Annotated in this window: 21 protein-coding genes and 1 tRNA gene; 5 read left to right on the top strand and 17 right to left on the bottom strand. The window is 44.8% G+C overall.

The window, feature by feature from the left end:
- Nucleotides 1–9 precede the first annotated feature (9 nt).
- The 4 genes from B5F18_RS12610 to B5F18_RS08110 form a co-directional block, all read right to left on the bottom strand.
- Entirely contained in the window at nucleotides 10–177 is a 168-nt protein-coding gene (locus B5F18_RS12610; RefSeq protein ID WP_204217099.1) for a DUF6903 family protein, read from the bottom strand.
- Between the two features lie 14 nt (nucleotides 178–191).
- Nucleotides 192–1,073, bottom strand: coding sequence for a carbohydrate ABC transporter permease (locus tag B5F18_RS08120; RefSeq protein ID WP_087157175.1), 882 nt, complete (start codon nucleotides 1,071–1,073; stop codon nucleotides 192–194).
- Nucleotides 1,074–1,083: 10 nt separating this feature from the next.
- A complete protein-coding gene (locus B5F18_RS08115) occupies nucleotides 1,084–1,974 on the bottom strand; it encodes a carbohydrate ABC transporter permease (RefSeq protein ID WP_087157174.1) in 891 nt (296 codons plus the stop codon).
- Between the two features lie 82 nt (nucleotides 1,975–2,056).
- Nucleotides 2,057–3,439, bottom strand: coding sequence for a carbohydrate ABC transporter substrate-binding protein (locus tag B5F18_RS08110; protein ID WP_204217100.1), 1,383 nt, complete (start codon nucleotides 3,437–3,439; stop codon nucleotides 2,057–2,059).
- A gap of 314 nt (nucleotides 3,440–3,753) precedes the next feature.
- Between B5F18_RS08110 and B5F18_RS08105 the strand changes: the two genes are divergently transcribed.
- Complete coding sequence (locus B5F18_RS08105) at nucleotides 3,754–4,626, top strand: AraC family transcriptional regulator (RefSeq protein ID WP_087157172.1); 873 nt, start codon at nucleotides 3,754–3,756, stop codon at nucleotides 4,624–4,626.
- Between the two features lie 53 nt (nucleotides 4,627–4,679).
- On the opposite strand, the gene gnpA is transcribed toward B5F18_RS08105, so the two are convergent.
- From gnpA to B5F18_RS08055, 10 genes are all read right to left on the bottom strand, one after another.
- Nucleotides 4,680–6,836 carry a 1,3-beta-galactosyl-N-acetylhexosamine phosphorylase gene (gene gnpA / locus B5F18_RS08100; protein WP_087157171.1) on the bottom strand — a complete coding sequence of 719 codons (2,157 nt, stop codon included), beginning with the start codon at nucleotides 6,834–6,836 and terminating at the stop codon, nucleotides 4,680–4,682.
- A gap of 139 nt (nucleotides 6,837–6,975) precedes the next feature.
- The gene (glpK, locus tag B5F18_RS08095; protein ID WP_087157170.1) at nucleotides 6,976–8,484 is read right to left on the bottom strand and encodes a glycerol kinase GlpK; all 1,509 of its coding nucleotides are present in this window, start codon (nucleotides 8,482–8,484) and stop codon (nucleotides 6,976–6,978) included.
- A gap of 108 nt (nucleotides 8,485–8,592) precedes the next feature.
- A complete protein-coding gene (gene rpsR / locus B5F18_RS08090; RefSeq protein ID WP_087157169.1) occupies nucleotides 8,593–8,856 on the bottom strand; it encodes a 30S ribosomal protein S18 in 264 nt (87 codons plus the stop codon).
- A 69-nt stretch (nucleotides 8,857–8,925) separates the two neighbouring features.
- Nucleotides 8,926–9,375, bottom strand: a complete 450-nt coding sequence (locus B5F18_RS08085) for a single-stranded DNA-binding protein (RefSeq protein ID WP_087157168.1) — start codon at nucleotides 9,373–9,375, stop codon at nucleotides 8,926–8,928.
- 19 nt (nucleotides 9,376–9,394) lie between these two features.
- On the bottom strand, nucleotides 9,395–9,682 hold the full coding sequence (rpsF, locus tag B5F18_RS08080) for a 30S ribosomal protein S6 (protein ID WP_087157167.1): 288 nt from the start codon (nucleotides 9,680–9,682) through the stop codon (nucleotides 9,395–9,397).
- Between the two features lie 101 nt (nucleotides 9,683–9,783).
- Nucleotides 9,784–9,972, bottom strand: a complete 189-nt coding sequence (locus B5F18_RS08075; protein WP_087157166.1) for a DUF951 domain-containing protein — start codon at nucleotides 9,970–9,972, stop codon at nucleotides 9,784–9,786.
- 17 nt (nucleotides 9,973–9,989) lie between these two features.
- Complete coding sequence (gene srtB / locus B5F18_RS08070) at nucleotides 9,990–10,784, bottom strand: class B sortase (RefSeq protein ID WP_087157165.1); 795 nt, start codon at nucleotides 10,782–10,784, stop codon at nucleotides 9,990–9,992.
- A 3-nt stretch (nucleotides 10,785–10,787) separates the two neighbouring features.
- Nucleotides 10,788–12,062 (bottom strand): L-cysteine desulfidase family protein, encoded by a 1,275-nt coding sequence (locus B5F18_RS08065; protein ID WP_087157164.1) that lies wholly within the window; start codon nucleotides 12,060–12,062, stop codon nucleotides 10,788–10,790.
- A gap of 88 nt (nucleotides 12,063–12,150) precedes the next feature.
- The gene (locus tag B5F18_RS08060; RefSeq protein ID WP_087157163.1) at nucleotides 12,151–13,836 is read right to left on the bottom strand and encodes a S8 family peptidase; all 1,686 of its coding nucleotides are present in this window, start codon (nucleotides 13,834–13,836) and stop codon (nucleotides 12,151–12,153) included.
- A gap of 80 nt (nucleotides 13,837–13,916) precedes the next feature.
- A tRNA-Cys gene (locus B5F18_RS08055) sits at nucleotides 13,917–13,988 on the bottom strand.
- Between the two features lie 236 nt (nucleotides 13,989–14,224).
- Between B5F18_RS08055 and B5F18_RS08050 the strand changes: the two genes are divergently transcribed.
- Genes B5F18_RS08050 through B5F18_RS08040 form a run of 3 tightly spaced genes read left to right on the top strand, consistent with a single transcriptional unit; the run spans nucleotide 14,225 to nucleotide 16,912 of the window.
- Nucleotides 14,225–15,721 carry an arylsulfatase gene (locus B5F18_RS08050; RefSeq protein WP_087157162.1) on the top strand — a complete coding sequence of 499 codons (1,497 nt, stop codon included), beginning with the start codon at nucleotides 14,225–14,227 and terminating at the stop codon, nucleotides 15,719–15,721.
- A 16-nt stretch (nucleotides 15,722–15,737) separates the two neighbouring features.
- The gene (locus tag B5F18_RS08045; protein WP_087157161.1) at nucleotides 15,738–16,334 is read left to right on the top strand and encodes a chromate transporter; all 597 of its coding nucleotides are present in this window, start codon (nucleotides 15,738–15,740) and stop codon (nucleotides 16,332–16,334) included.
- Complete coding sequence (locus tag B5F18_RS08040) at nucleotides 16,331–16,912, top strand: chromate transporter (RefSeq protein ID WP_087157160.1); 582 nt, start codon at nucleotides 16,331–16,333, stop codon at nucleotides 16,910–16,912. The genes B5F18_RS08045 and B5F18_RS08040 overlap by 4 nt, the downstream gene beginning before the upstream one ends.
- Before the next feature lie 34 nt (nucleotides 16,913–16,946).
- Here the strand turns inward: B5F18_RS08040 and B5F18_RS08035 are convergent, their stop codons facing one another.
- Complete coding sequence (locus tag B5F18_RS08035; RefSeq protein ID WP_087157159.1) at nucleotides 16,947–18,065, bottom strand: anaerobic sulfatase maturase; 1,119 nt, start codon at nucleotides 18,063–18,065, stop codon at nucleotides 16,947–16,949.
- A 99-nt stretch (nucleotides 18,066–18,164) separates the two neighbouring features.
- Between B5F18_RS08035 and B5F18_RS08030 the strand changes: the two genes are divergently transcribed.
- Nucleotides 18,165–18,944: a Cof-type HAD-IIB family hydrolase gene (locus B5F18_RS08030; protein ID WP_087157158.1), complete on the top strand. Its 780-nt coding sequence runs from the start codon at nucleotides 18,165–18,167 to the stop codon at nucleotides 18,942–18,944.
- A gap of 63 nt (nucleotides 18,945–19,007) precedes the next feature.
- On the opposite strand, the gene B5F18_RS08025 is transcribed toward B5F18_RS08030, so the two are convergent.
- Together B5F18_RS08025 and B5F18_RS08020 are read right to left on the bottom strand one after the other, a co-directional pair.
- Nucleotides 19,008–19,880 carry a hypothetical protein gene (locus B5F18_RS08025; RefSeq protein ID WP_087157157.1) on the bottom strand — a complete coding sequence of 291 codons (873 nt, stop codon included), beginning with the start codon at nucleotides 19,878–19,880 and terminating at the stop codon, nucleotides 19,008–19,010.
- Nucleotides 19,881–20,069: 189 nt separating this feature from the next.
- The gene (locus B5F18_RS08020; RefSeq protein WP_087157156.1) at nucleotides 20,070–26,690 is read right to left on the bottom strand and encodes a family 20 glycosylhydrolase; all 6,621 of its coding nucleotides are present in this window, start codon (nucleotides 26,688–26,690) and stop codon (nucleotides 20,070–20,072) included.
- Nucleotides 26,691–26,794: the final 104 nt, after the last annotated feature.

The following is a 26,794-nucleotide window of genomic DNA, read 5'->3' as shown; positions in this document are numbered from 1 at the left end:
GTTCTTTCTCTATTTGTATCTATTGTTATAGATGAACAAAAGTGTCAACAGACCTACAAGCCCTACAAGCTCCATGATAAGTCCCGTTGCGCTGATATTCTTCTGGCCGATGATGATCAAAGCTAGGCAAACAACAAATACAATAATCATAATAATATTTTTTACTACATTATTCATTATTATTTACCCCCTTAACCTTTCAATCCACCAAGAGTCATACCTTGTGTCAACTGTTTCTGTACACAGATATAAAGAACCAGTACAGGAATCATAACGATTACAAGACCTGCGTACATGATACCGTAGTTTGTCGCCGTTCTCTCAACAGCCATCAGATTTTTAAGTCCCATCGCCAGCGTTCCGTGGTCATCCATCAATGTATACGCGATGATGTACTCATTCCAAAATGCAAGGAACTGGAACATGATTACAGTCAGGATACTTGGTTTTGCCATAGGGATCATGATTTTTGTCATGGTCTTAAAGTGTCCGCATCCATCAATATACGCTGCTTCCTCAAATCCCTTTGGAAGAGTCTTGAAATATCCGCTCAACAGGTAAATGGTAAACGGAAGCGCACTCGATGCATAAATCAGCGACAGTATGAAACGGTTATCCAGGAAAAATTCAACATGCAATGCTTTGTTGGCACCGCTCAGCATCAGGAAAATCGGAACTACAATGTAGTTGATGTTGATGAACAGACCTGCCATAAACATAGCATTTAAAAATTTTCTCCCTTTAAAATCAAATCTTGAAATCGCATAGGATGCCGGAAGAGCAATGATCAGAAGAAGAATCAATGCCACTGCCGTAACGATAACAGAGTTCAGGAAAAACTCTCCCATCTGTGCATCTCTAAAAGCGGTGATAAAGTTCTGATAGTGGAACTCTTTTGGGAGTGCCCACGGGTTTGTACCCGCTCCGATAAACTCAGAGTTTGTTTTAACACTCGCCATAAATACCCATGCAACCGGTACGATGATAGAAATTGCCAAAGCAATGAGAGCTACATAGATAAATACTTTATAAATAATACTTGAAGGTTTATGCTTTTTATTCATATTCTCCATGCTCTCCTTTCTAGAATTCTAATACTTCTCGATCTGTGATCTTGTTTACAATTGCCGCAAGTACGAACGAGAAGATGAATACTACTACGCCGATTGCCATACCATAGCCGTATACCCCAGCTCCATATGCCTGTTTGTACATATAGTTCAGGAATACTTCTGTCTTTCCGTTTGGTCCACCGTTTGTCATGATCTGGACGAACAGGAAACTTAAGTTAATGGTACTGATAATATAGAATGTAAGTGTTGTACGGATGTTACTCCAAATCAACGGAAGTGTAACCTTAAAGAAAATCTGGATTTCTGTTGCACCATCCAGAGAGGCAGCTTCGTAAAGATCCTCCGGGATCGCTGCCATACTGGCCATGTACATAACCATATAGTATCCGATCGCCTGCCAAACCAGTGCAAAAATTACGGAATATAATACAATCTTCGGATCTCCCATCCACTGGTGTTTTAATCCGTCAAGATGGATAGCCTCTAAAAATGTATTTAAAAGACCTGTGCTTGGATTATAAATTGCTCCGAAAATACCCGCGATAACTACAATACTTAAGATGTTTGGTATGTAAAAGATAATACGGAAGAAATTTTTCCCTTTGAATTTTCCGCGGGAAAGAAGCGCTGCAAAAAGAACTGCAATGACAATCGTACAAAGTGTTACCAAAACAATGATCGCAATAGAGTTCTGCATTGCTTCCAGGAAGTTTTTATCATCCATCAATTTTATAAAGTTACTGAATCCTACGAAACTTTTCTTATTCGTAATCCCTCCCATGCGGTACAGGGACATTCTGAAAACGTTAATTGTCGGAACGAATATGAACAGCACAACCAAAATAACCGCAGGAGCCAGACACGCAAACACGAATCTCCGCTGTGATTTACCTCTATTCATGTTTTTCCTCCTTTTTTCCTCTTAAAAACGGTGAGCTGTTATAACTCACCGTTTCTTTTCAGTTGATTTATAACTGATTCTCTTATTTTGCTGCTTCTGCACATTTTTGCCATGTCTCAACAAGCTGTTTCTGCCAATCATCTACAGTCATATCTCCTGTGTTGATGGATTCGATTGGTTTGTATACCGCATCATTCATGTTCAGACCTTCGATCGGCTCTGTAGTAGCCCATTTACCTGTAACACTCACTACGCCTTCCTGATTTGTGATTGCATAGCAGTCTTTTGTTGTCTGAGATACACCTTCCGGCAATTTTTCAGCTGCTCCCTTAACAGGCGCTACAACTGGTGAAGGAGATGTCTCTCCTGTTTCTTTGTTTGTTGTCTCGTTTGCAAGAAGGATGTCTACAACTGTATCAGAGTACATGAATTTGACAAATTCTTTTGCAAGATCCATGTTTGGCGCATCTGCTGGTACCCACATCTGCTCTGTGAACATGTAAACAGACTGCTGTGTGTCTCCGTCCCATTTTGGTGCCGGCATCATGCCCCATTCATAATCAGATGGTGTGGATGCTGCCATCTCAGAGATTACCCAGTTTCCGTTTGGCATAAACAATGCTTTTCCGTCGATAACGTTCTGCTGGTTGATCTTGAAACCACCGTCAGCGTTTGCGTTTGCAACTGTATCAGCCTGTGTATAATCTTTAGATACTAATTTTCCGATCGTATCGAGAACTTTCTTTCCTTCAGCGGATGTCCATGTGTCTGCATCATACTGTAATGCTTTCTTATAGAAATCCATTCCGCCGGACTGAGCTAACATTGTGTACATTGTTGCATCAAAGTATCCAGCCTGTGGGAAAGTAAACAAGGAAACTCCATCTTTTTTAGCCTGATCTCCTAAAGCAAAGAACTCTTCCCAAGTTGTTGGAAGTGTGTATTTTGCATTTGGTCCTTCAAACAGGTTCTTGTTGTACCAGAATCCTGTAGGTGTGTAGAAGATAGGTGCCAGATAGATTTTTCCATCTCCATATGGCTGAGCATCTGTTCCGTCAAGAATTCCGTCAAGGAGTCTGCCCTTGAGCTCATCATCAAATACATCTGAAATATCAGCGATCGCGCCTTCTTTCAGCATTGTTTCTGTGAAACCGCTCTCCTGTCCCAGGTTGTAATATACAACATCCGGAACATCTCCATTCTGGATTTCTTTTGTCAGATCCTGATCCAATTCAGAAGACATTTCAAGTTCTACTGTTACGCCTTCATTTTCTTTTTCGAAAGCTTCTTTAATGTCCTCCCAGATCTGTGTACCATTACCACCTTCAAAAGCAGCAACTTTTAATACTTTTCCGTCGCCTTCTGACTTGCTGTCATCATCTTTGCTGCTTCCGCAGGCTGCCAAACCTGACACTGCCATAGCAGATACGAGAGATAATGCAACAAGTTTTTTCACCATTTTCATCTTCATAATAGGTTCCTCCTGTCTTTTTATTATATACATCATATCCTACTTGTCCCGGCTTTTCTATACGGATATTGGCTTTAGTTTTATATATCTTGCTATTTTTATATAAAATCGCTATTTTTTTCAAAAATCGTTGTCATTTTTTTCAGAATCTGCTATTGTTATTTTGGTTTTTTATTCATATTATATAATTTGACATTTTTTTCAAAATGGCATGCTGAATAAAAAAGAATTCATTTCTTATTCAGGAGTTGTCATTACATACAATAACTGTTTTATGACATTCAGATGTCGGAATAGGAGTGGTTTTATTGCCTTATCAACGTTACAGACTCGAAAACAAAGAATCGGAATCTTCCAGAGATTTGACACAGATCACTGCACACCTTTTGTATATATCTCAAAGCTCTTATGACCACGACTGGCCAAGTGTATTGCACACGCATCATTTTACCGAGCTTTTTTACGTTCTCAACGGTCAGGGCGCATTTTCTATAGAGGGAAAACAATTTCCTGTCCAGGAAGATGATCTTGTCATCGTCAATCCCAATGTCTCACACACAGAGTACGGGGATGGGAACCAAAAAATGGAATATATCGTACTGGGGATCGACGGACTGCAGTTTCGGCAGGAGGATCAAAGCCATTACGACTACAGTATCCACAACTTTCACGGAAATAAAGCGGAAATCACCTTTATCCTGAAAACCATCATTCATGAAGTCCAGAAAAAAGAGGATAATTTCCGCGAAATCTGCCAAAACCTTCTGGAAGTCTTGATCTTGTATCTGCTGCGGAGGACAAACGACACACTTTCCTTTGCCCCGGCTAAGAAGATTTCCCGTGAATGCCGTTTTATTGAGCAGTATCTTGATGAACATTTTTCTGAAGATATTTCTCTTGAGACTTTGAGTAATTTGACGTACATGAACAAATATTATCTTGTCCATGCTTTCAAAAATTACAAAGGGGTATCTCCCATCAATTACCTCATCACAAGGAGAATCCAGGAAGCCAAACTTCTTCTTGAAACGAGTAATTTTTCTATAGCCAAGATCGCACAGGCGATCGGTTTTTCTTCGCAGTCCTATTTTTCACAGGTCTTCCGCAAAGAAACTGGCTTAAGTCCTATCCAGTACCGGAAAAAATACGAATCCCGTATTGTCTCTAAAAACAGCAACTAAATAAATCCCCGAGAGCCGTGATGCGGCTCCCGGGGATTTGTTATTTCTTAATTTTAAATTTCGTACCATATGATTTCGTTTGCATCAAGGGAGACATCAAAACTTGTTCCATCCCCTTTGTAGATCGTAGATTTCTGCGGCTCATATGTATTATTTACAACACAGTATTTGCCGTTCTTCACATATGCGTGTACTTCCACGTTGAAGTTTGTACTAAACCATTTATAAAGTTCATCCTCATCGTGAGAAGACCAGATGATAGAACGGTACAGAAGACGGCTGTTCTCAAAGCTGTACGGAAGACCGCTGATATATACACAGCGTCCTTTACCAAATTCATTGACAGCAAGCTGTACTTCTTTATCAATCTGCTTGATGATCGTTGTCCCGTCAAGAGCATAGATGTTTTTCTTGCCCTCGCCAAAATCAATCTCTTTTGTGCAGTCCTCTGTGATGAAATGCTCATGCTCATCCCAATTGTACTTGTCCACATTTAATGTAAATCCGGTTTCCTTCTCAACTCCCATTACAGTTGCAAGCTGGAAGAAATGACCCTGATACTGGTGTGCTGCAGGCTCGCCGACACCGATGAATCCACCGCCATTGTAGATGAATTTCTTGATCGCTGAGACGATTTTTTCATCTGTCCAGTTATCTCCGCCTGTATATGCAGTATCCGCATCTCCGACATTTAAAATAACATCGATGTCATCCAGAATTTCCGGATTGTTTCTGATATCATCAAAACTGATAAATTTCACATCAAACGGAGCACCGCTGAGAGCCTCAATGATTCCCGCGTAAGAGTAATTTTGTTTGAAGTAAATTGCGTGGTGCACCATATGGTTGCCCCATGCACGCATCTTGCCCCAGCAGTTTAATACTGCTACTTTTTTGATGCAGTACGGAGTTGTTCCTTTGATGTTGTCATAAAGAGTACGGAACTCCTGGCACACACTTTCCACATAATCAATGAATTCCGGGAACTGCATTGCCAGTTTCAGATATCCGCCGTATCCGATACGGTCGATTGGCTTGCGCAGGATCGCACGTCTTGCTGTCACCCAGTTTACTTTTGCTTCTTTTACAGGGTCTCCTCCCTCATGGAATGTATCCGGGAAGAAGTATGGAAGGAATCTTCCCTCTGTATATTTCACTCCCTCGATATCGCTGATAAGACGAAGTGTCGAACCGTTTCCTACACTTCCCACAACAGCGTCAAGACCTACTGATTTGAATTCATCCATGAAAGGCTCCATTCCGATCCAGTGGTCTCCAAGGAACATCATTGCCTCTTTTCCACATTCATGTGTGATATCTACCATTTCTTTAGCAAGTTTTGTGACTTCCCTTCTCTGGAATGCCTGGAAATCCTTAAACTCTTTGGACGGGATTCTGTATGTATTGTTCATATAGCCCTGGTCAATGATAAATTCAGGGCGGAATTTATAACCGACTTCTTTTTCAAACCGCTCCAGGATATATGGGCTTACAGATGCAGAATATCCATACCAGTCCACATACTTTTCCCTTGCCAGTTCATCAAAAATGAGAGTGAACTGATGGAAGAATGTTGTATATCGGATAACATCAATATATGGGTGTTCTTTGATGTATTTTCTGAGACGTTCCATGGAATACGCTCTTGTCTTTGGCTGGCGCACGTCAAATGTGATCTGTTTTTCAACATCTTTCCAGTCGTTTGTCACTGCATTGTACATATGTACCGGATCCCACATAATATAGGCAAGAAAACTTACAGTGTAGTCGTGGAATTCTTTTGCGTCTGTGATCGTCACGTCTCCGCTTTCATCATCATAACTCCACTGCTCTACCGGCACAACCTCTCCCGTCGTACGATCGATCACTTCCCACCATCTGGTGATATCATCGCGGGAATTCACCTTCAGCATATCCGGATACAGATGATTCATCAGATGAATGCTAAGTTTATCGGATGTCGCCGTATAAAAAGGCGTCATGATGTACATCTGCTGCACTTCGTCCAGATTCGCCTTTGCCCATTCGTTGTCTTTTCTAGTTGTGTAATATGTGGAATACACTTTTGCATCCACATTTCTTAATTCTTCCGGATAATCTGTTCCGTCGCAGTCGCGGATTGCATCTGCTCCCCAACGTTCTACCAGCTCAAGTGTCTCTGGTACTACGTCTACGTCTGTAGGGATGGTTACTCTACCTTTTGTGCTCATCTTTGTTCCTCCATTTTTTAATACTATTCCAAATTACCATTAGCATAAATGATTTTCTCGCCCACGTCTATTTACTTATTGCTTTGTTTTTTTAATATATTGCTTTTCGATTAATATTTTGACAATTCCTTGACTTTTTTTAGTCTTCTTCGTCCTTTGACCAGCCAAGGCAGTAGCGGACAGCCTTTTGCCATCCCTTTATCTTTCTTTCTCTCTCCGCCTCATCCATACATGGCTCAAAAACTTTCATTTCTCCATGGTTTCCCACGATTTCATTCATATCTTTCCAGTACCCAACCGCCAGGCCCGCGAGATAGGCTGCTCCCCTCGCAGTCGTTTCAATGCAGTCGGCCCTTCTCACCGGAACATTCAGCACATCTGCCTGAAACTGCATAAGAAAATCATTGGCACTGGCGCCTCCGTCCACTTTTAAAACCGAAATGTCCATACCCGAATCCTCCTGCATAGCCCGGATCAGGTCATTGGTCTGGTATGCCAGCGATTCCAGTGTTGCCCTGATGATATGGTATTTATTGACGCCCCTTGTGATTCCGAGGATCGTTCCCCTGGCATACTGGTCCCAGTGCGGTGCCCCAAGACCTGTAAAAGCCGGGACAACATAACACCCTTTAGTATCGCTTACTTTGGACGCCATGTACCCGGAGTCCTCCGCACTTTCTATCAGTTTCATATCATCCCTTAACCACTGTATCGCTGCTCCTGCCACAAACACAGAGCCTTCCAGCGCATAGTCTACCTTTCCCTGCACTCCCCACGCCACAGTGGTGACAAGACCATTTTTTGAGAACATCGGTTTCTCCCCTGTGTTCATCAAAAGGAAACAGCCCGTCCCGTACGTATTCTTTGCCTCTCCTTCCAAAAAACAACCCTGTCCAAAAAGCGCTGCCTGCTGATCTCCGGCTGCCCCTGCGATCGGAATTTCCCCTCCAAGGAAAGATGCATCCGTTTTTCCATAAATGCCGCTGCTTGGAACCGGTGTCGGCAGCATGCATTTGGGGATCTCCAGCTTTGCAAGAATTTCATCGTCCCACTTAAGTGTATTGATATTAAAAAGCATGGTCCGCGACGCATTGGAGTAGTCTGTCACATGCACTCTCCCTTTGGTCAGTTTCCAGATAAGCCATGTCTCTACTGTCCCAAAAAGCAGTTCTCCCCTTTTAGCCCTCTCCATAGCCCCCGCTACCTTTCGCAGGATCCAGCGGATTTTCGTCCCGGAAAAATATGCGTCAATGATAAGTCCTGTCTTTTGTCGGATCGTCTCCTGCAGCCCTTCCTCCTTTAATCTGTCGCAGTACCCGGAAGTCCTTCTGCACTGCCACACGATTGCGGGATGGATGGGCTCTCCGGTCTCCTTATCCCACACAATTGCGGTTTCCCTTTGATTAGTGATCCCAATGCCTGCAATATCCTTTGCCGTAGCGCCGATCTTCTGCATAGCCTCCACCGCCACGCCAAGCTGCGAGGACCAGATCTCATTCGCATCCTGCTCCACCCACCCTGGTTTCGGGAAATACTGGGTAAATTCTTTTTGCGCCATGCTCACGATCTGCCCTGCTCGGTTAAACAAAATGCACCGGTTGCTCGTCGTTCCTGCATCCAACGCCATGATATAGGTTTCTTTTGCCATGAATCTTCTCCTTTCCGATCACTGTCCTTTATCATCCAGTATAATACACAAGGCAAATTATGGCAAAGAAAAAGACGCTGCGGATATCCGCAGCGTCAAAGCTTTCGATTAGTCCTGTACGTATGGCATCAAAGCGATATGTCTTGCTCTCTTGATCGCCACTGTAAGAGCTCTCTGATGTTTTGCACAGTTTCCTGTGATTCTTCTTGGGAGGATCTTTCCTCTTTCAGAAACATATTTTTTCAATTTTGCTACATCTTTATAATCGATTTCATTGTTCTCTTTTCCACAGAATACACAAACTTTTTTTCTTCTGCGTCCGCCTCTTCTCTTCATCGGAGAATCCGGTCTGTTACCTTTTTCGTAAGCCATGGTATATACCTCCTGTTTTTCTCTTCCGGCCTGGTGGCCGTTTTCTACACTATCAATCTCAACATCGTACTAGTTAAATGGTAATTCCTCATCAATTCCGTCCGGAATATTCATGAACCCGTCTCCTGCATCCACGCTTGGAGCTGCTGCTGGTCCTGGAGCCGCCGTATGGAATCCTCCGGTATGCTGATCGCTGGCAGCTTTGCTCTCTGCAAACTCCTGCTCTTCGACCACAACATCCGTTGTATAAACCTTGACACCGTCCCTGTTCGTATAACTTCCCGTTTGGATACGTCCGGTCACTACGATTTTCAGCCCCTGACGGAAATATCTCTCCGCAAATTCTGCGGGTCTCCCAAAAGCCACGCAGTTGATAAAATCTGCGGAAGGCTCTCCGTCCCTTTTAAATCTGCGGTCCACCGCTAATGTGTATCTTGCGACTGCCAGGGCATTGTCTCCCTGTGAATATCTGATCTCAGGGTCTCTTGTCAGGCGTCCCATCAAAATTACTTTATTCATACGATTTTATCCTCTCTTCTTATGCTTCCTGTTTTACGCACAAAAATCTGATGACATTATCCATAATACGCATTCTCTGTTCAATCTCAGCCGGAGCTGTGCTTTCAGCTTCGAAATGAATGAAGTAGTAAAATCCTTCTCTCATTTTCTGAATTTCGTAAGCCAATCTTCTCTTACCCCATTCATCAACGTCTGTTACGTTTCCGCCAAAACGAGCAACTACTTCTTTTACTTTTTCGATTACCTGTGCTCTTGCGTCATCTTCGATTTTAGCGTTGACAACAACTGCTAACTCATATTTGTTCATCTTTTTACCTCCTTATGGTCTCTGGCCCCCGTACATGAGCGGGAGCAAGGATACATGTATTATATCACGGTTATCTATGATAACATACCGCAATTGCCCTTTCAAGCTTTTTTTCTGATTTCTTTTGTGTTTTTCTCCACCGTCTTTCTCGGGATCATGATCTGATGTGCGCACCCGCAACATTTTAGCCTAAAATCTGCTCCCACGCGGAGAATCTCCCATTCAAAGCTCCCGCAAGGATGTTTTTTCTTTAATCTGACAATATCCCCAACCTCATACTCAGCCGCCATATCCTTTACCTCTCGTTCTATTTTGTTTCTTTTGTCTCCACTTCCACTCCGTGTACAAGGAATCTTTCATCATCCCTCACATTCGTGCAGGTGGAAAGGCTTACGATCTTGGAATCCTTTGTCACTTCCACACCAGTATCATACAAAGACGCCTCTTTTGTAAGCGCTATGTACTGCTCAAACTCCTCATCCGTGTTGTACGCCTTGATATAACTGTCCGAAGTGTCTTTTACGATTCCCGCGGAGTATATCTTATATACATGTTCCTGGCCGTCCGGTGTATAAATATAGAAATACGGGTATTTTTCCCAGTATGATTTCTCTTTATATTCCATAAGTTTGGCAAACATGGTCTTGTTCTTCATGTTATGGCCATAGATAAACGTATTTTTATCCTTGAATGTCCCGGTGTTGTCCTTGTCCACAAACAAAGTGCCCAGTTTATTGTCGTTTGCCTCAAATGTCTTTGTCAGATAAGTTTCATTGTCCGTGCCGTGCACAACAGGGTAGTTGATAATGCTTGGCTCATCAAACCGGATCCACGCCACGGTGTCCGGATTGATTTCCTTGAGCGCATCAAAGTCTACCTTAAAACCGCCTTCCGCATCCGGATCTTCCTGCGTGATCGCCAGCTGCTGTATCTTTTCGTATTCCTTTTCTCCTGCCCTGTACTCAGAAAAGATCTGGAACAGCTGAAACCCGGATACCAGGAATACAGCCAGGGCCACAATAAGCACAAGAGTGCTTAAAATGCCGCCTTTTTTCTTTTTGTCTCTTCGTCCCCGATGATATGATTTCTTTTCTTCTGCCACCTTCTACTTCTCCTCCATTATCTTTACAATCGTCTCTTCTGTTGCCGTCATGCCCGGAAATGCGATCCTTCCCATATTTTTCATCGTATCTTCCGGTGTATTTCCCACAATCCCATGTGGAGGACGGATGAAAATCCCGTTCATCGCCATATCCACACTGCGGAAAGCGGCATCCACTGCCGTGATCCCTTTCATCACACATCCGTGATTTCCGCCATCGCAGATCATACCCGTAATGCCTGCAGCCATGTTGCAGATAACTCCCTTTATCTGCTGCATGCCGCCTCCTTTTAGGTATGCAAGCCCACAGGCCATCCCGGTCCCCGCTGCAATTCCACACCCGCAGAAAGCGGACAGTTTACCGGAATATTCTTTGATATATGTCGTGATCAAGAAACTCAAAGTTGTCGCCCGCAATAATTTTATTTCTTTTACTGCTTTTTCATTTATTTTATACCACCCGTACAGCGGCATCGCAGCAATGATGCCGTGCGCACCGCTGCCGGTAATACTCATGGCTGCCCTGCCGCAGCCCTGCACTCTGGCCTCAATAGCCCCATTGCACAAAAGCTGCGCCGTACTCCTTTCATCGTCTGAGATGAGTCTGCTTTGATTCTCCTTCAAGAGCTGTTCTGCAAACACCGCTTTTCCGGAATCCAACCCCTCTTTCAGAAGTGCCAGGTTCACGTAAAATGCTTCTTTAATAAAACTTAAGTCTTCCTCGTCTGCAGTTTCCACAATCTCTACAAGCTCTGCCAATGTGTACGCATGGATCAACGGTTTTTCCAACTTTTCTTCTTCACACTTTTCCTGCTTCTCATACAATATTTTTCCATTTTTTGTGATACGCCTGATATCGGTATGCGAATCACGGATCTCAACAAGGCACCAGTCTTTCTCGCTTTTCACAAGCGCATTGATGAAGATCTTTGACCCCATATGAGAAAGTTCCACATCAACAATACCTTCCTTAAGCAGAGCATCCGCATTTTTGTTGTCCTCCTCCGTCACATGGGACAATGCCTCAAGCCCAAGAGATGCGTCCCCTGCCACAATTCCGAGAGCAGCCGCAGCGCGGTTGCCGATTTTGTCGGAATTTGGAATACCGCATGTATATGCATTTTTATACATGCCTGAATTCAGGGATATTTTTACTTTCCGTACTTTGCCTTCCACCTCTTCTCTTGCCCTTGCCGCTGCAAACGCAATGGCTCCCGGCTCTGTCACCCCAAAGGCCGGACGCATATCTGACTTTATAAGTTCCAGAAGTCTATGCATCTTTTTCCCTTCTTTCCTTGTGTGGTGTCCTGTCTTTTATCATATTGAATTTTCCCTTTTATGTCAAGAAAACTCCTGCTTTTGGAGGCTACTCCAAAAGCTCAAATACACGGTATAAATCCAGGATGCCGTATCCCCATTCCGGATTGGGATATTCTTCAAGTTTACTCCTTCTGGCACCTCTGATAAAATAGTTTTTCACACTCGCTCCTGTAAAATACGGCGCATTTCCCTTCACGATCGCCCACTCCAAAAGAAGGGCTGCTGCCCCGCAGGTGTATGCTGCTGCCAAGCTGGTTCCGGACCGCACCGACATCCTCCCTCCAGGCACCGGTCCTTCCAGCTGCACGCCGGGCGCCGCAAGATCTGGTTTCACTACATTTTCCGGCGTAAACCCACGGCTTGCATCCACAAACAAACTTTCATCCCGGTAATCAAAGGCCGTCATAGTCAGCGCAGCATCCGCAGCTCCAGGCGTAGTGATCGTCATATCCGGTGTGGACTCCAAAAAATATGTCTCTTCATTTACAAGGCCGTTTACAGGCAGCCACATATTGAACACACTCTCTCCTGTCCCGTCGCTGAATACCTGAAATTTCCAGATCCCCTCCACAGGATCAAGAATCCTAAAAAACAACAGTGTTTTCCCTGTTTGTCTCTCGATTGGTATGTAGCTGGCCTGAATCTTCGTATTAATAAAAACAAATTCAAATGTCTGAAAAGGCTGATTTCTGCTTGATACCACCTCCGCCCGTTCTCCGGAAGGTGTTTGGACAGTGACAGAGAACCTGTTCGGAGAATCTCCCCAAAATTCCATGGAAAACCCCTCTTCCCCGGCTCCGATCTTCAGTTCCGCCTCCTCATATCCATCTCTTTCCATTACAGCCCCAAAAAAATGATGCCTGCTGTTTCCCTCATTTCCAGCAGCCACGCTGGTGACATTTCTTGCATAACGGTTCACATTGTCCAGATACTGGCTTAGCGGGCTTTCACCGGTATGGGAGCCAAGGCTTGTTCCAAGTCCAATACAGATGGAAAGCGGCATATCCAGAATCCCGGCACAGCGTATGGCATATTGAATAGCGAACATAATATCATTTTCCTGATAAATATCCTTCTCCTCCGGAAGAATATAGAAGTCTCTCAAGTACTTTTTGATCTGTTTTAATTTGACCACGATCAGCGTTGCCTCAGGAGCTGTGCCCGAAAAATCATCCACAATATCCCTGCCTCCAGCGGCAATACCCGCAAGAAACGTACCATGACCGTTCGTATCCACAGATGGAACTATTTCTTTTGGATCCTCAGATGCCAGAGCCTCATTGATCCTCTCCCTTGTGAACTCTTTCCCGTACGGTACTGTGGCCGACTCATCAGCCTGGATCGTCTGGTCCCACAAAAACGCAATCCTCGTACTTCCGTCTGAGTTCCGAAAAAGCGCATTTTCATAATCAATGCCGGAATCGATCACAGCCACAGCGGTGCCCCTGCCCCGCAGCATCAGATACGGGTGATTGTGCAGCCTTGCGATCCCCGAATTATTGAGGCTTTCCAAATCCATCTGTACATAATATTTGGGAACTGAACCATAATTGTTCTCATCAAGGATCAAAGGTTCACTCTCCTGCAGCGGTGAATAAAATACTGCATAATTTTCATTGATGATCTGAAAATTTCTTCCTTCCAGATGATTAAGTGCCCCGTATACATACTCGCTGTATTTGATAATGTAATCCGCATAATTTTCATCCATTGCCGGTAATAAATCTGCCATTTGCAATCTTCCTAAAAACTGCTTTGTTCCAAACTTATTCACGGGCAGCCACTTTGAGAACCGGGATTGCAGGCTTTTTAAGGCGCAGGCCGGATTTGAACCGGCGCATACTGGTGTTGCAGACCATTGCCTTACCGCTTGGCTACTGCGCCATATTATTTACAAAAATCCCTGCGTTTCTTTGTATCCTGTCAGGTATATGTATAATATTATACGAACGGAATCCTCATTTTATGATGACATTTTGCAGTTTTATCCGCTTATCTTATCTCATCCTCCCTCCTCCTTGCTTTTCCCCTGTTTTTCTCTTATTATAAGGTTCAGAAACAATATACCGCTGTCCTTTGCTTTGGGCAGTCATCTATCGAACATTAAGGAGACTTTAATTATGAAACAGCCGAATATCATTCTCATCATGACAGACCAGCTGCGCGGAGATTGTCTTGGATATCTTGGACATCCGGATGTAAAAACCCCTTACCTTGACACCCTGGCAGGCAGGGGGGTCGTCTTTGACCGGGCATACAGCGCATGTCCAAGCTGTATTGCCGCCAGGGCGGGCCTCCACACCGGAATGAGCCCGGAACACCATCAGCGTGTCGGCTACATGGATAATGTCCGCTGGGAATATCCGCACACCCTTGCCGGAGAACTGTCCAAGGCCGGTTATTATACGCAGTGTGTCGGAAAAATGCATGTGCACCCTCTGCGCAATTACCTTGGATTCCACAACGTGGAACTGCACGACGGGTATCTGCACAGTGCCCGGTACGAGGACGTACCCTACCACGAATCCCAGTTTGTGGCAGACGATTATTTTTATTGGTTAAAACAAAATCTTGGCGTGTCAGCTGATGTGACAGACACCGGGCTGGAGTGCAACAGCTTTTTATCCCGTCCATGGATTTACGAGGAAAAATATCATCCGACTAACTGGGTTACAGATAGAAGTATTGACTTTCTCCGAAGAAGAGACCCGGACAAGCCGTTTTTCCTGATGGCCTCTTACCTTCGGCCGCACCCTCCTTTTGATGCGCCGCAATGGTATTTTGACCTTTACAAAGACAAGGCTCTCACTCCACCTCACATTGGTGACTGGGAGGATGATGTCTACCTGAAACAAAATGGTTATGCATTTGACGCAAAATCGGGACCTTATGATCCTGAGCTCATCCGCCAGGCCCAGATTGGCTATTATGCGTGCATCACGCACCTTGACCACCAGATCGGGCGGCTGATACAAGCGCTTGTGGAACACCGCCTGTATGACAATTCCGTGATCCTTTTTACTTCTGACCATGGGGAGGAACTCTGCGACCACCACATGTTCCGAAAATCCAGGCCATATGAAGGAAGCTGCCGGATCCCGATGATCATTTCGGCCAACCCAAATGTACTCGAAGGATTTGCGCCTCACAGTATCTGCCATTCCGTGACAGAGCTTATGGATGTCATGCCAACCATTCTTGACATCGCAGGTGTTTCTATTCCGAAAAATGTGGACGGAAAAAGCCTTGTTCCATTGACAGGAAAAACTGATGAAACGGTCCGTGAATGGCTGCACGGAGAACATTCCTACGGCGATTTTTCCAACCATTGGATCGTAACTGAAAAAGACAAATACATCTGGCATACAGCAACGGGAAGGGAACAGTATTTTTGCCTGGATAAGGACCCTAATGAACTTCACGATGAAATTGACAACGAAAGCTGTCAGGAACGGATCCATGCATTGCGCACAATCCTGATCCGGGAACTTCACGGACGTCCGGAAGGTTTCACGGACGGCACATCCCTCATCGCGGGACGCCCGTATCCGGAATATCTTGAAAAGCCTTTTTACCGGCAAAACACCACTCATCCGGAAACTGTTGTGAAAAAATAAATAAAGGAGAATTGTCATGGGATACCAAACATCCAAATTATCGCAGCTTAGCAGCAGAGAGATCTACTGGAAACTGTTTACCATCACATTGACTTTGAGCGCCTGCACTTTTGGCGGCGGCTTTGTCATCATCAGTATGATGCAGCAAAAATTTGTAGAAAAATTGCGCTGGCTTGAGGAGGAGGAAATGCTGGATATGACTGCCATTGCCCAGTCCTCACCCGGGGCTCTTGGCGTCAATATCGCCATTGTGGTCGGATACCGGATCAAACGCATCGCCGGGGCAGTTGTGTGCACACTGGGAGCTATCATTCCTCCGCTTGTGATTATTTCGCTCATCTCTATTTTCTACAATGAATTTAAAGACAATACATACATTGCCATTGCTCTTCAGGTGATGAGAGCAGGTGTTGCAGCTGTGATCTGCAGCGTTGTCATAGACCTTGCAAAAAACATATTCAAAACAAAAAGCATCCTCTGGATCGGATTGATGTTCGCAGCTTTCGTGGCAACCTGTTTCTTTAATGTAAGCGCAATCGTCATCATCATTGTCTGTGGACTTATCGGTCTGATCAATGTTCAGTTTGAGGACAGGAAGGAGAAAAAATCATGATTTATTTAAGATTATTCACTGCATTTCTCCAAATCGGTCTTTTTAGTTTTGGGGGCGGATATGCCGCTGTGCCTTTAATTCAGAATCTGATCGTGGAGAAAAACCAATGGCTGGAAATGAGTCAGTTTGCAGATTTGATCACAATCGCAGAGATGACGCCGGGACCGATCGCAGTCAACAGCGCTACTTTCGTAGGCCAGCAGCTGGCCGGCCTGCCGGGCGCGATCGTCAGTACATTAGGCTGTATCCTTCCATCCTTTATCATTGTACTGATCTTAAGTTATTTTTACATGAAATACAGGAGTTTGAAAACCATGCAGGGAATCCTGACAGGACTTCGTCCTGCTATCGTCGCAATGATAGCCTCCGCAGCTCTGTCCCTTCTTTTGCTCGCCCTGTTTAACTCCTCCCTTGGAGATATACATTTATCCGACTTCCGAGTGATTGAATGCGGTCTTTTCGTTATCAGCCTGTTTTTGATCCGCAAATTTAAAGTCGGACCGATTCCTATTATTTTTGGTAGCGGAATCATCGGAACCATCCTTTATCTGATCACAGGACTTCCGATCGCAAAATAGTTTTAAAAAACGGCAGCTTTGACAAACTTGCTTGTCAAAACTGCCGTCTTTCTATCCTGGCTGCCAGCATTTCCATCCTACGGATTGCATAGCCGAAAAATTCCTGGTATGCCTCACAGTAATAATTGCGGAAACTGCCATCTGCCATTTCATCGCAGTCCCGTCTGCAGCCCCCTCTGCAAAGCGGATACCATCTGCAATCACCACACCGTATATCGCGTTTCTCCGCTTTCTCAAAAAAGGATGAACCCTGGGCCTTCTTTGCAAGATCCAAAAAACTGTCCTCCTTCACATTTCCAACGCAATACTTCTCCTGCACATAAAAGTCACACGGATACACACTTCCGTCAGCCTCCACAATATTCTGCATTGTGCATCGGCCGTACATAGTGCACGCCTCCGGCTGTCCGCCAAGAAGCATGGAGAGGTAATTGTCAAACTGCCTGATATAGACAGGGTTGCCCCCAAGCACATCTGCATACCAAAGATCAAACAGTGTTTTCAGCGCCTGTGCATATTTTTCACCCGTCAAAGAATAAGACATCTTGCCCCTTTTTGCGTCAATCGGATCAAGACATGGAATATACTGCTGCCTTTGCAGCCCTTTGTTCTGGAAGAACCGGTAAATGCTTTGTATCCGCTCCGCGTGATCATTGGTGAGCACACAGAGGATATGGAACGGCACTGCCGCCTCCTGTAAAAGCCGAATCCCTTTGAAGACACCGGAAAAACTCCCATTCCCTGATGCATCCGTCCTGTTTTCATCATGAAGTTTTCTCGTCCCATCCAGTGAAACGCCAAGGAGGAATCTCCATTTTTTGAAAAATTCCACCCACTCTTTTGTCAGCAGTGTCCCATTTGTCTGGAGCGTATAAAATACCCTCTGCCCCGGTTTCCTGTATTCCTCCGCCTTTTCTGTAAAAAAACGAAAAAATGAAAGGCCTGCCAGCATTGGCTCTCCTCCCTGAAAGGCAAATGTACACTCCTCTGCCTCCTCCAGCGCGCGGCGTATCAGGCACCCGGCGGTTTCTAAATCCATCATACCAAAATCCGTGTTCTTCCAGTATTTTGACTCATCCAGATAAAAACAGTACCTGCACCGAAGATTACAGGCTGCGGATACTGGTTTTATAAGCAATTGTAATTGATCCATCTTCTCTTCCTCCGTATGAGATTGCTTTTCCTTTTTAATTCTTCTATAATGATTTTGTTTCGCGAATAAACATCACAGATAGAATATAAGGAGCTTTTTATGCTGAAATTAATTGCAAGTGATTTGGACGGCACCCTTCTGGATGCTTATGGCCAATCACCAGACCCTGAAATTTTTGAACTTATCTTAGAATTCAAGAAAAAAGGAGTCCGCTTTGTAGCTGCAAGCGGTCGGCAGTTCCAGAATATGCAAAGACTTTTTTCACCTGTAAAAGATGATATTTTTTATATCGCAGAAAACGGCGCTCTCACATATGATGCGACCGGTTTTACAGTGGGCGACTGCATCTGTCACAATACTGCCATAGAGATCATGGATGAAATCCAAAAATCCGGCCACGGGGATATCGCGCTCTCCTGCAAGCATACCGTATATCTGGACCGCACCCGCACAGATTTCGTGAATTTTCTGCAAAACACTGTCCAGTACGACACGACTTTGACAGATAATCTTCTTCTGATTCAAGATCCTATCTTAAAAGTCGCGCTCTTTGCTCCAGACGGGAGTGAGTCTTATATTGATCATTATCAGAAAAAATTTGATTCCCGTGTCAAGGTGGTCACATCCGGCAATGTGTGGATCGACTTTATCGCGCCAACCGTGGACAAAGCCGCCGCCCTTCAAGTCCTCTGCAAAAAATTGGGTATTTCCAGGCACGAATGTGTAGCGTTCGGCGACCAATACAATGATCTGGAAATGCTCAAGTTCGCCGGAACGAGCTATGCCATGGCAAACTGTGCACCCGGGATCGAAAAATATGCAGATCATCAGACAGACTCTGTCCAAAAAGAACTCAGAAAACTTCTGTCCATGCTGTAGATACAAAAATAGCGGGCCGCGGATACAGTGATCTAATGTAGCCGCAGCCTGAATATCCAAGTATTATTTCTCCTCTTTTTCTTCTTCCTTTTTTTCTTCCTCCGCGGCAATGGCAAGGAAATCTCTTGTCTTTTCTTTTCCGTGCGGGATAAATTTGCTCACTACAATTCCCTTTCCCCTATTCCTCACATAAAGAAATCCACAGATGGAAAATACAACTGCGCCGATAAAATTAACGCCCAGATCCATGATCGTATCTATCAGTCCAATATCCAGATAACCGCCCACTCCAAGCTCTTTCCCATTTACCACTACCTCCTGGATCCCTTTTATAGTGGAGGGATCCACGTTGTCCGAAACATTTAACATCATCGAATGTATGGTGTGCACAACCGTGTCTTTTTGCATATCCAGCCCAAAAAATTTATCCATCCCAAACTCAAAAAACTCCCATAAAACACCGATTGTCATGGAGAAAGAAAAAGATACAAGCGCCATGAAAGCCGGGGAGAGATGAAATGTTTTTCTTGGACTTCTGTTGAGAAGATCCACAAGGGAAAACCCAATGGCAGCTGCCAAAAATCCGTTGATCGTGTGCAGTACAATATCCCACTGCGGGAACACCTCATAAAACCGGTTGATCTCTCCAAGTATTTCAGCAGCAAAAATAAAAACAAGAATACTAATCTCCAATGGACTTGGCAGTTCCACCTTGAACGTCAACTGGACAAGGCTTGGTGCAACAAGAAGTATGAGTGTCAAAATACATAAAAACACATTTTCATAATTTCGGTTGTGAATCTGCAAAATCATTGTCACGATGACAGCTGCCCGCAGGATCCAGTATACAAGAAACGAACTTTTGTGTTCTCTTAACTCCATATGTAGCGCTTTTCCCAAAACACGCAGCCTCTGTCTGATTTTTCCTTTTTTCATCTGTCTTTCCCCTTCCTGCCTTATTTCCGCAGATTTTTCTCTGTTCTTTAAAGTATATCATATCTTTTGTACTATATTCTAATTGTTTTGTTTCTTTGACACCCATTAGCCCAAAAACAGGAGTACTTCCGGCAGCTTTACGCTGCCAAAAGCACTCCTGTTGTTCTCACTTACACTTATTTCTGTACATTATCTTTTTTTCTTCGCCCCAGCCAATGTTGCCGCAAGCGCTGCAAGTCCTGCCGCTGCAATCAGCCAAAGCGCACTTTCATCTCCTGTCTTTGCACTCTTTACAGTTGCCTTGTCAACTGATGTTGCTGCTTTATCCTGATTGCCTCCTTCTGTATTGTTTATATTTTTGCCTGTTGTGCTGCCTTTCTGGTCATCTGTCTTGCTTGCAGTTCCAACGGACGCCTGTTTTGTCTCAAGACCTGCTTTTGCAGATGCAAGTTTTTCTTCTGCCGCATCCACTGTGCTCTGATCATCCTCAGACAAAGTTGCATCCGCCAGTATTTGCTGTGCATTAGCCAGAGCACTTCTAAATACCTGTACACTTTCTTCTGTATACATGCTAAGGTCCATTTCTTCCACGCCACTTACAAGCTCTTCCAGCGCATCCTTATCTGCTTTCAGACGAAGGTTTGCCATTGCTCTAAGAAGGTCTTTCCAGGCCTGATCCACTTCCGTCTGCATCGCGTCTTTGCTGTCATAAACTTTTCTTGCAGCTGTCAGTGCATCTGTAAATTCTTTCTGTCCTTCTTCTACATAGGATGTAAGTCTTCCTTCTATATCAGCTGCCAGGGCAATGACCTTTTCAAGGTCTGTCTTGTCTCCCTGTTTGAAGGATAAATACTGCATCACATGGATCAATTCTCTCCATGCATTGTCCACCATTTCCTGTGTCACAGATGCATCTCCCGCTTTCGCTGCATCAAAGATTGCCTGTGTGTTTGTCCTGGCTTCCTCAAATTTCTTGACAACGGATTCCACCACACCGGTTGTATCCGCCTTTTTCGCAAGTTCCAGTGCGTATTCCAAAACTGCTGTAGAGAGTTCTTCTGCAGGCTCATCGGATACAATACCGTAAACTTCCAATTCGCGGATATTTACCAGGTCATCCGGACCTGCTGCTGCAGGAGTCAGATAAATCTTGATGGCATCTGCTTTTACGCTCTGGCCGAGATCGTATGTTGCAGTTGCGATCTGATTTGCTGCATCGATCTCTCCGCCGTCAAATGCAGTTTCCGGCAAGATATCTGTTTCCACACCATCATTTACCGCTACGATGCGGATATCTGTGATTCTGTTCAGTCCGCCCCAAACCATCTGTTTGATAATCACTTTCTGGGCGCTCTCATTGTCATTAAGCGGGATTTCGATAAAGTTTGTGTCCGTATTGTTCAGGTCAAATTCCCAGCGGCTTGTCAGATCACCGTCTACAGCTTTGCTGCCGGAGCGGTCTGCCTCTGTGCTTGCGCTGTGATAATTTCCAACTGTGACATCTTTGTTCAAAGCAATATTGAATGGGATCTCTGCTCCTGACAGTTTGATGATCTCATTTTCAGTTAAAACTCTGTCATAAATATAAAGCTCATCTACAGATGCCTGCATTGCATTTTCCTTACTTCCGATCACTTCCATAGGGAGCATCAAGGTCTCGTAATACCGCTGAGTACGCTCACCTTTTTCATTAACCGGATATCCACGTCCGTCATCCAGGTTACATCCGCTGTTCACATTCCAGTTCGGGAACGGGGTTCCGATCAGGGATGCGAATTTTTCGCCATTGATGTAAAGAGTGACTCCTTCATATGTTCCGGTAAGTGCAAGATGTGTCCACTCTCCGTATTGGATATCACAGTCAAATGTATGGGTGTAATCTTCTACATCGTATTTCAGTTTGCCGTCTTCCAGACGAAGAGTTCCTGTCTTTCCTTCCATCAAAACTCCGTCTGCCTCCGGTTTCAGCCACATTGCTGCTGTCCAGTCAAATCCAGGAGATTTCACATCTGTAGTGATGTAGCTTGCTCCGCCATTAAACTGAATAGCTGTTCCGTTTTTGCCTGCTGCATTTTCTGTGACATTTTCATTTCCTGTCACTTCTGCTCCTGCCTGTGCTGCATTGTCCGCTTTGCCGTCCAGTTTCAGAAGTTCATTGTCAACAACCTCTTTGTCAACTTCATACATGAAATCTGCATTTGGAGCATCGCCAAGTTCTGCTGCCAGATTCTTGACATCTTCATAGGTTTTTCCTGCTTCATTTGCCTGGGTTCCTGCCCATGTCTTTTCTGCAACTGCATAGAGATTGTGCTGGATACGGTAGCTGATATCATTGACGGAAATACCGTTTCCGTGGAAATCATTCCACACTGCGAACTGTCCGCCAAGTACTCTTGGATGTCCTTCCGGAGCCGGATTGCCTGCCCAGCCTGAGTTGTTGTTTGGCAGCCAGTTGTTGTACAGATGTTCCGCACGGCCAAACTGATTTGGATAGGAGCTTCCGCCAGGAACAATATACATATCCTGATCTTCCATGGAAATCACACGGTATCCTGCATCCAGAGACTGTTTTGCATTTGCATATCCCTGGTACCACGCATACATCACAGCGTCTGTTGTAACCGGTGTCTCTCCGCTGTTCTCTGTCAGGGAGCCCCAGAATACTGCTTCTTTTCCTGTTGAATTTACATATTCAAGCAGATCATTGCAGTACTGACGGAATCCCTCGCGGTACTGTGTCCGCTCATTTGACGGCAGACCGTCTGTCTTATATTCATCTGTTCCGATGTTGACATAGTCTCCCACAAAAGTCGGCTCACCGCCATTGTAACCATTGATATATTCATCAAATAATGCCTTTGTATTCTCCAGAACCTGCGGATTCAAAACATCCAGATATTTTGGATTATCGTAACGCGCTGTGTCCTCGCCCCATGCTTGTGTGTACGCAAGAGCATGACCCGGTGTATCCAGTTCCGGGATCACATTGATTCCAAGATCCATACTCTCATACTGGAAGTTTCTGAACTCTTCTTTTGTATAATGCTGCTTTGATGTCAGTTCCGGGAATGTCTCGCTCTCCAGTCTGAACCATCCCTGTGCTGCTCCGTTGCTGCCGTTTTCTGTTGACAATCCTTCCCAAATATCATTGTCGGACAGGTGGATAGCAAACAAATTCAGCTTGTACCAGCTCATCTGTTTGGCCAGGTCCTTAAGATATTCCATTGGGATCCATTTACGCGCCACGTCAAGGTGCATACCTCTTTGTTCAAATTCCGGATAATCTTTTACAAGACCTTTTGGAAGTGTATCCCGTCCGTCTTCGTCCTGTTTTAAAATCTGCAGAATAGATATTCCTCCATACAGACTTCCTGTGTTGTGGGTAGCTTTGATCTCCACATAATCTTCATCTGCATTGTCTCCGCCGATATTCAGATAGTATCCTTCACTGCCGAGCATATCTTCCCCTTCTGCTTTTGAAAGGAAAATATCGCCTGCCTGCAGACTGTCTTTGTCACCGGAAACCACATCAATATTTCTTCCTGTGATGTCCTCGTAATCTTCCTCCAGAGTATCTGCTGCTGCTTTAAATTCCTCGTCTCCCAGCACAATACGCGCATCTGTAAGGTCCACTTCACCAGTCCCTCCAACCCATTCGCGCAGTTCCGGAATTACATTTGGTTTTTCATTCTCACCCTCTACACTGTTTTCTCTTGCAGGAATGGTGACTTCCGCATTTTTCTCTGTTGTAAAGGAGGAGCCGTCTTCTTTATTTGTAATCTTGTACAATAATTTCACAGTCTGTGTTTCCAATGGTCTTGTAACTTCTCCATCCAGGGAAACTGTTGCCTTATTGTCGCTTCCAAAGACTTCAATGTCATATCCCTCTGCTTTTGGAAGGATCAGCTGATTGTTTTCTTCATCATACTCAGGTGCTTCTGCAAAATTTTTATCAAGCGGTTTTCCGCCTTCATGTTCTACGATATCTGCGATCTGATCTGCGCTCAGCATATGGTCATAAATCTTCAGTTCATCCAAAGTTCCAGCCATATAACCTGCACTGTCAAGTCCAGCCTTGTCATTGGCCCCGATCCTGCTCACCGGACACTTGATAGCCATGTCGATCGTTCCCACAAATTCTCCGTTTGCATACAGAGAAGTCGAATTTTCCCCATCACATACCAATGCCAGATGTGTCCATGTTCCGGCAGGCGTACTGTAATTAAATACTTCGTCAGCCACTCCGAATTTTGTGATTCCGACTTTTTGTGTATTCTGATACTGCTCCAGCTTGATCTCGCCTTCTGTACCGCTTAAAAGAACTGCATTGTCCCCGGATGCCTGTGCACGTTTTACCCACACAGCCACTGTCCATGGACCTTCCAGATCTTCCATGCCAAGATTGACATAGCCGCTTGTCCCGTCAAAGGAAAGTCCGCCGCCAACTCTTCCGTCTGCCCAGGAAACACCAGCGCTTAATGTACCCTGATACTGGCCTTCGGTATCTGTAATCGTAGTCCCTTCTCCTTCGTCCATCTTCCACTGTGCATTGACGCCGCTGCCAAGATCATTGTCCATAATGGAAATAGTCACCGTATCCACAGAACCTATCGTCGCATTGTCTGACGGATTGCTCAATACTGCTTTAAAGGATACTGTACCGCTCTTCTCTTCATTGTCGATTGTCTCGATTGTAACTGTTTTTTCTGTTTCCCCAGGCGCAAATGTCACCACTTCCTGCTTATGTACAAAATGTCTGCCGTGTACTGCCGTGTCCGGTTCTGTTGTCACAGTTACGGATGCTGTGTTGTCAAGGTCTTTTCCACTCCTTGTCACAGTCACATCCACACTCTCTCCTTCATTCACAGTCAGTTTATCTGCTGCAAACCCCATACTGTTGGCTCCTGTCAGTTCAAACCAGGTAATATTCAATCCTGAATTCAGGCACAGGTAGATATCGTGATATCCGGTCAGATCTCCTTCATATACAACATCTGCTTCCATTGTATGGTATGCAAAGTAATCGCCTGTAGGCTCTACATCCACAGTCGCAAGCACAGGTCCGTCCACACTGTCCAGACGCAGCGTAATCTGTGGAGTTCCAGGTCCTGCACAGTTTAAAAGGAATTTCTCAGGTGTCTTTGTAAACAGCACATTTTTATAAACAGCACAGTCACCGTCTTTGATCGCGCCGATGTTGGACGCACCGTTTGGCCCATTGTTCTCTGCTATGAGACCGCCTGACTTCTCCTGAAACTCGGCTGCCTGGATTCTTCCAGGAATTTGTACGCCTTCTTCTTCGATGCGCTCATCTGCTTTGTATGCAGCGATATTATTGATCAATGGCACTGCATAGGATCCTGTGATGTTGACTCTCACTGCCTCGGCCTTGATCGGTGTTCCTTTTACCAGACGTTTGTAGCCAATGGTTCCCCCCTCTCCGTATTCCATCCAGCGTCCGTTCACTCTTACATCCACTGTAAAGGAAGAAATACGCTGTCCAAGAGGGATGTATTCCTGAATTTCCACAACGTCGATCAAGGAAGGTTTATCTAATTCTACAGTAATGCTGCCTGTTGTCTGCCCATCGTCCATGGTCCAGTAAGTGTCATAGTCATCATCCACTGCTTTTGCGGCACTGTAATCATTGTGGTTTCCCCGCACACTTGTGGCTGCCGCTGCGGAGCCCTCTGCGTAGTTTACATCAAACGTATTGGTAAGGATATCGTGAAATCCTTCCAATGAATCAATGTCCTTTTGATCAATGAGCCCTTCTCTGTTCGGAGCTACATTGAGCAGAAGCGGCGATCCCCTTCCCACTGAGTCAAAATAGATCTTTGTCAGTTCCTCCGGAGTCTTTGGATTTTCATTTGCGTGATAGAACCATCCATCGCGGATGCGCACATCCACTTCTGGAATAGACCACACAAGTGTGTCCGCTGTGCTGCTGCCCTCAATATAAGGCTCTCCATTATGCAGGTAGTTCTGGTCCTCGATCCCTCTTACAAAATAATCGTCCCACAGTTTTTTTGCGTCCGCTGTCTGCCAGCTTGTGTTGCTCGCATAGCCGGATTCATTTCCTACCCAGCGAAGCGGTGCTCCATAATTCTGCTGATACACAATATCCGGATTCAGTTCTTCCAGCTTGTCCCACCAGCGCTGGATATCATAGACCGGTCTTGTCTCCGGATCTCCGCACGCACCGTCCATCCAGAACTCTACGATCGGATGTTCCGGGTCACTGTAGTTTTCAAAAATCTCTTCAATCTGTTTTACATACGTATCATTGTAATCCGGCGGAACATCCACGGAGTAACTTGGCAGGTTCTGATCCCAAGGGGAGAGATACACGCCCATGTCCATGTCGTATTTTTTACAGGACTCATAATACTCTTTTAACACATCTCCTTTTCCGTCCCTCCAAGAGCTGCTCTCCACAGAATGATCTGTCACTGATGTCGGGTACAGGTTGAATCCATCGTGGTGCTTTGCCGTGATCAGACAGCGTTTAAATCCCGTATTTTTAAACGCCTCTATCCATTGATCTGTGTCTAAATTCACCGGATTGAAGATATCCGGGTCTTCCTTTCCGTCTCCCCACTCTTTGTCTGTGTACGTATTCACGCCAAAATGGTTGAAGATCGCAAGCTCATCTTTGTAATATTTCATCTGAGCATCGCTTGGAGTTGGCCCGTATGGCTTTGGCGCAGTTACTTCCTGTGCAGAGCTGACCGGCACATTCATAGACAAAACAGTTGCCGCTGCAAGGGAAACTGCTGCAAATCTTTTCATTCTTTTCCTCTTTCTCATGTTTTTCTCCTCGTATTATATAGTAGTAGTATTTATAGACCCTCTCCAAGGTCTGTATGCTATACTGTTTAGAGATACTGTGGATTGGTTTTTTTCTCCTACCA

The sequence above is a fragment of the Lachnoclostridium sp. An181 genome, from assembly GCF_002160325.1.
Taxonomy (GTDB): Bacteria; Bacillota; Clostridia; order Lachnospirales; family Lachnospiraceae; genus An181.
This window is presented reverse-complemented; position numbering and strand designations above follow the sequence as displayed.

Bases quoted from the DNA above. Each gene is read 5' to 3' on its own strand.
- B5F18_RS08060 (WP_087157163.1), bottom strand. From the start codon at position 13,836: ATGGCAGATTTATTACCGGCAATGGATGAAAATTATGCGGATTACATT.
- B5F18_RS08030 (WP_087157158.1), top strand. From the start codon at position 18,165: ATGCTGAAATTAATTGCAAGTGATTTGGACGGCACCCTTCTGGATGCT.
- B5F18_RS08075 (WP_087157166.1), bottom strand. From the start codon at position 9,972: ATGGCGGCTGAGTATGAGGTTGGGGATATTGTCAGATTAAAGAAAAAA.
- B5F18_RS08025 (WP_087157157.1), bottom strand. From the start codon at position 19,880: ATGAAAAAAGGAAAAATCAGACAGAGGCTGCGTGTTTTGGGAAAAGCG.
- B5F18_RS08110 (WP_204217100.1), bottom strand. From the start codon at position 3,439: ATGAAAATGGTGAAAAAACTTGTTGCATTATCTCTCGTATCTGCTATG.
- gnpA (WP_087157171.1), bottom strand. From the start codon at position 6,836: ATGAGCACAAAAGGTAGAGTAACCATCCCTACAGACGTAGACGTAGTA.
- B5F18_RS08065 (WP_087157164.1), bottom strand. From the start codon at position 12,062: ATGCATAGACTTCTGGAACTTATAAAGTCAGATATGCGTCCGGCCTTT.
- B5F18_RS08115 (WP_087157174.1), bottom strand. From the start codon at position 1,974: ATGAATAGAGGTAAATCACAGCGGAGATTCGTGTTTGCGTGTCTGGCT.
- B5F18_RS08020 (WP_087157156.1), bottom strand. From the start codon at position 26,690: ATGAGAAAGAGGAAAAGAATGAAAAGATTTGCAGCAGTTTCCCTTGCA.
- B5F18_RS12610 (WP_204217099.1), bottom strand. From the start codon at position 177: ATGAATAATGTAGTAAAAAATATTATTATGATTATTGTATTTGTTGTT.
- B5F18_RS08035 (WP_087157159.1), bottom strand. From the start codon at position 18,065: ATGGATCAATTACAATTGCTTATAAAACCAGTATCCGCAGCCTGTAAT.
- B5F18_RS08045 (WP_087157161.1), top strand. From the start codon at position 15,738: ATGGGATACCAAACATCCAAATTATCGCAGCTTAGCAGCAGAGAGATC.
- rpsR (WP_087157169.1), bottom strand. From the start codon at position 8,856: ATGGCTTACGAAAAAGGTAACAGACCGGATTCTCCGATGAAGAGAAGA.
- rpsF (WP_087157167.1), bottom strand. From the start codon at position 9,682: ATGAACAAATATGAGTTAGCAGTTGTTGTCAACGCTAAAATCGAAGAT.
- B5F18_RS08050 (WP_087157162.1), top strand. From the start codon at position 14,225: ATGAAACAGCCGAATATCATTCTCATCATGACAGACCAGCTGCGCGGA.
- glpK (WP_087157170.1), bottom strand. From the start codon at position 8,484: ATGGCAAAAGAAACCTATATCATGGCGTTGGATGCAGGAACGACGAGC.
- B5F18_RS08120 (WP_087157175.1), bottom strand. From the start codon at position 1,073: ATGGAGAATATGAATAAAAAGCATAAACCTTCAAGTATTATTTATAAA.
- B5F18_RS08085 (WP_087157168.1), bottom strand. From the start codon at position 9,375: ATGAATAAAGTAATTTTGATGGGACGCCTGACAAGAGACCCTGAGATC.
- B5F18_RS08040 (WP_087157160.1), top strand. From the start codon at position 16,331: ATGATTTATTTAAGATTATTCACTGCATTTCTCCAAATCGGTCTTTTT.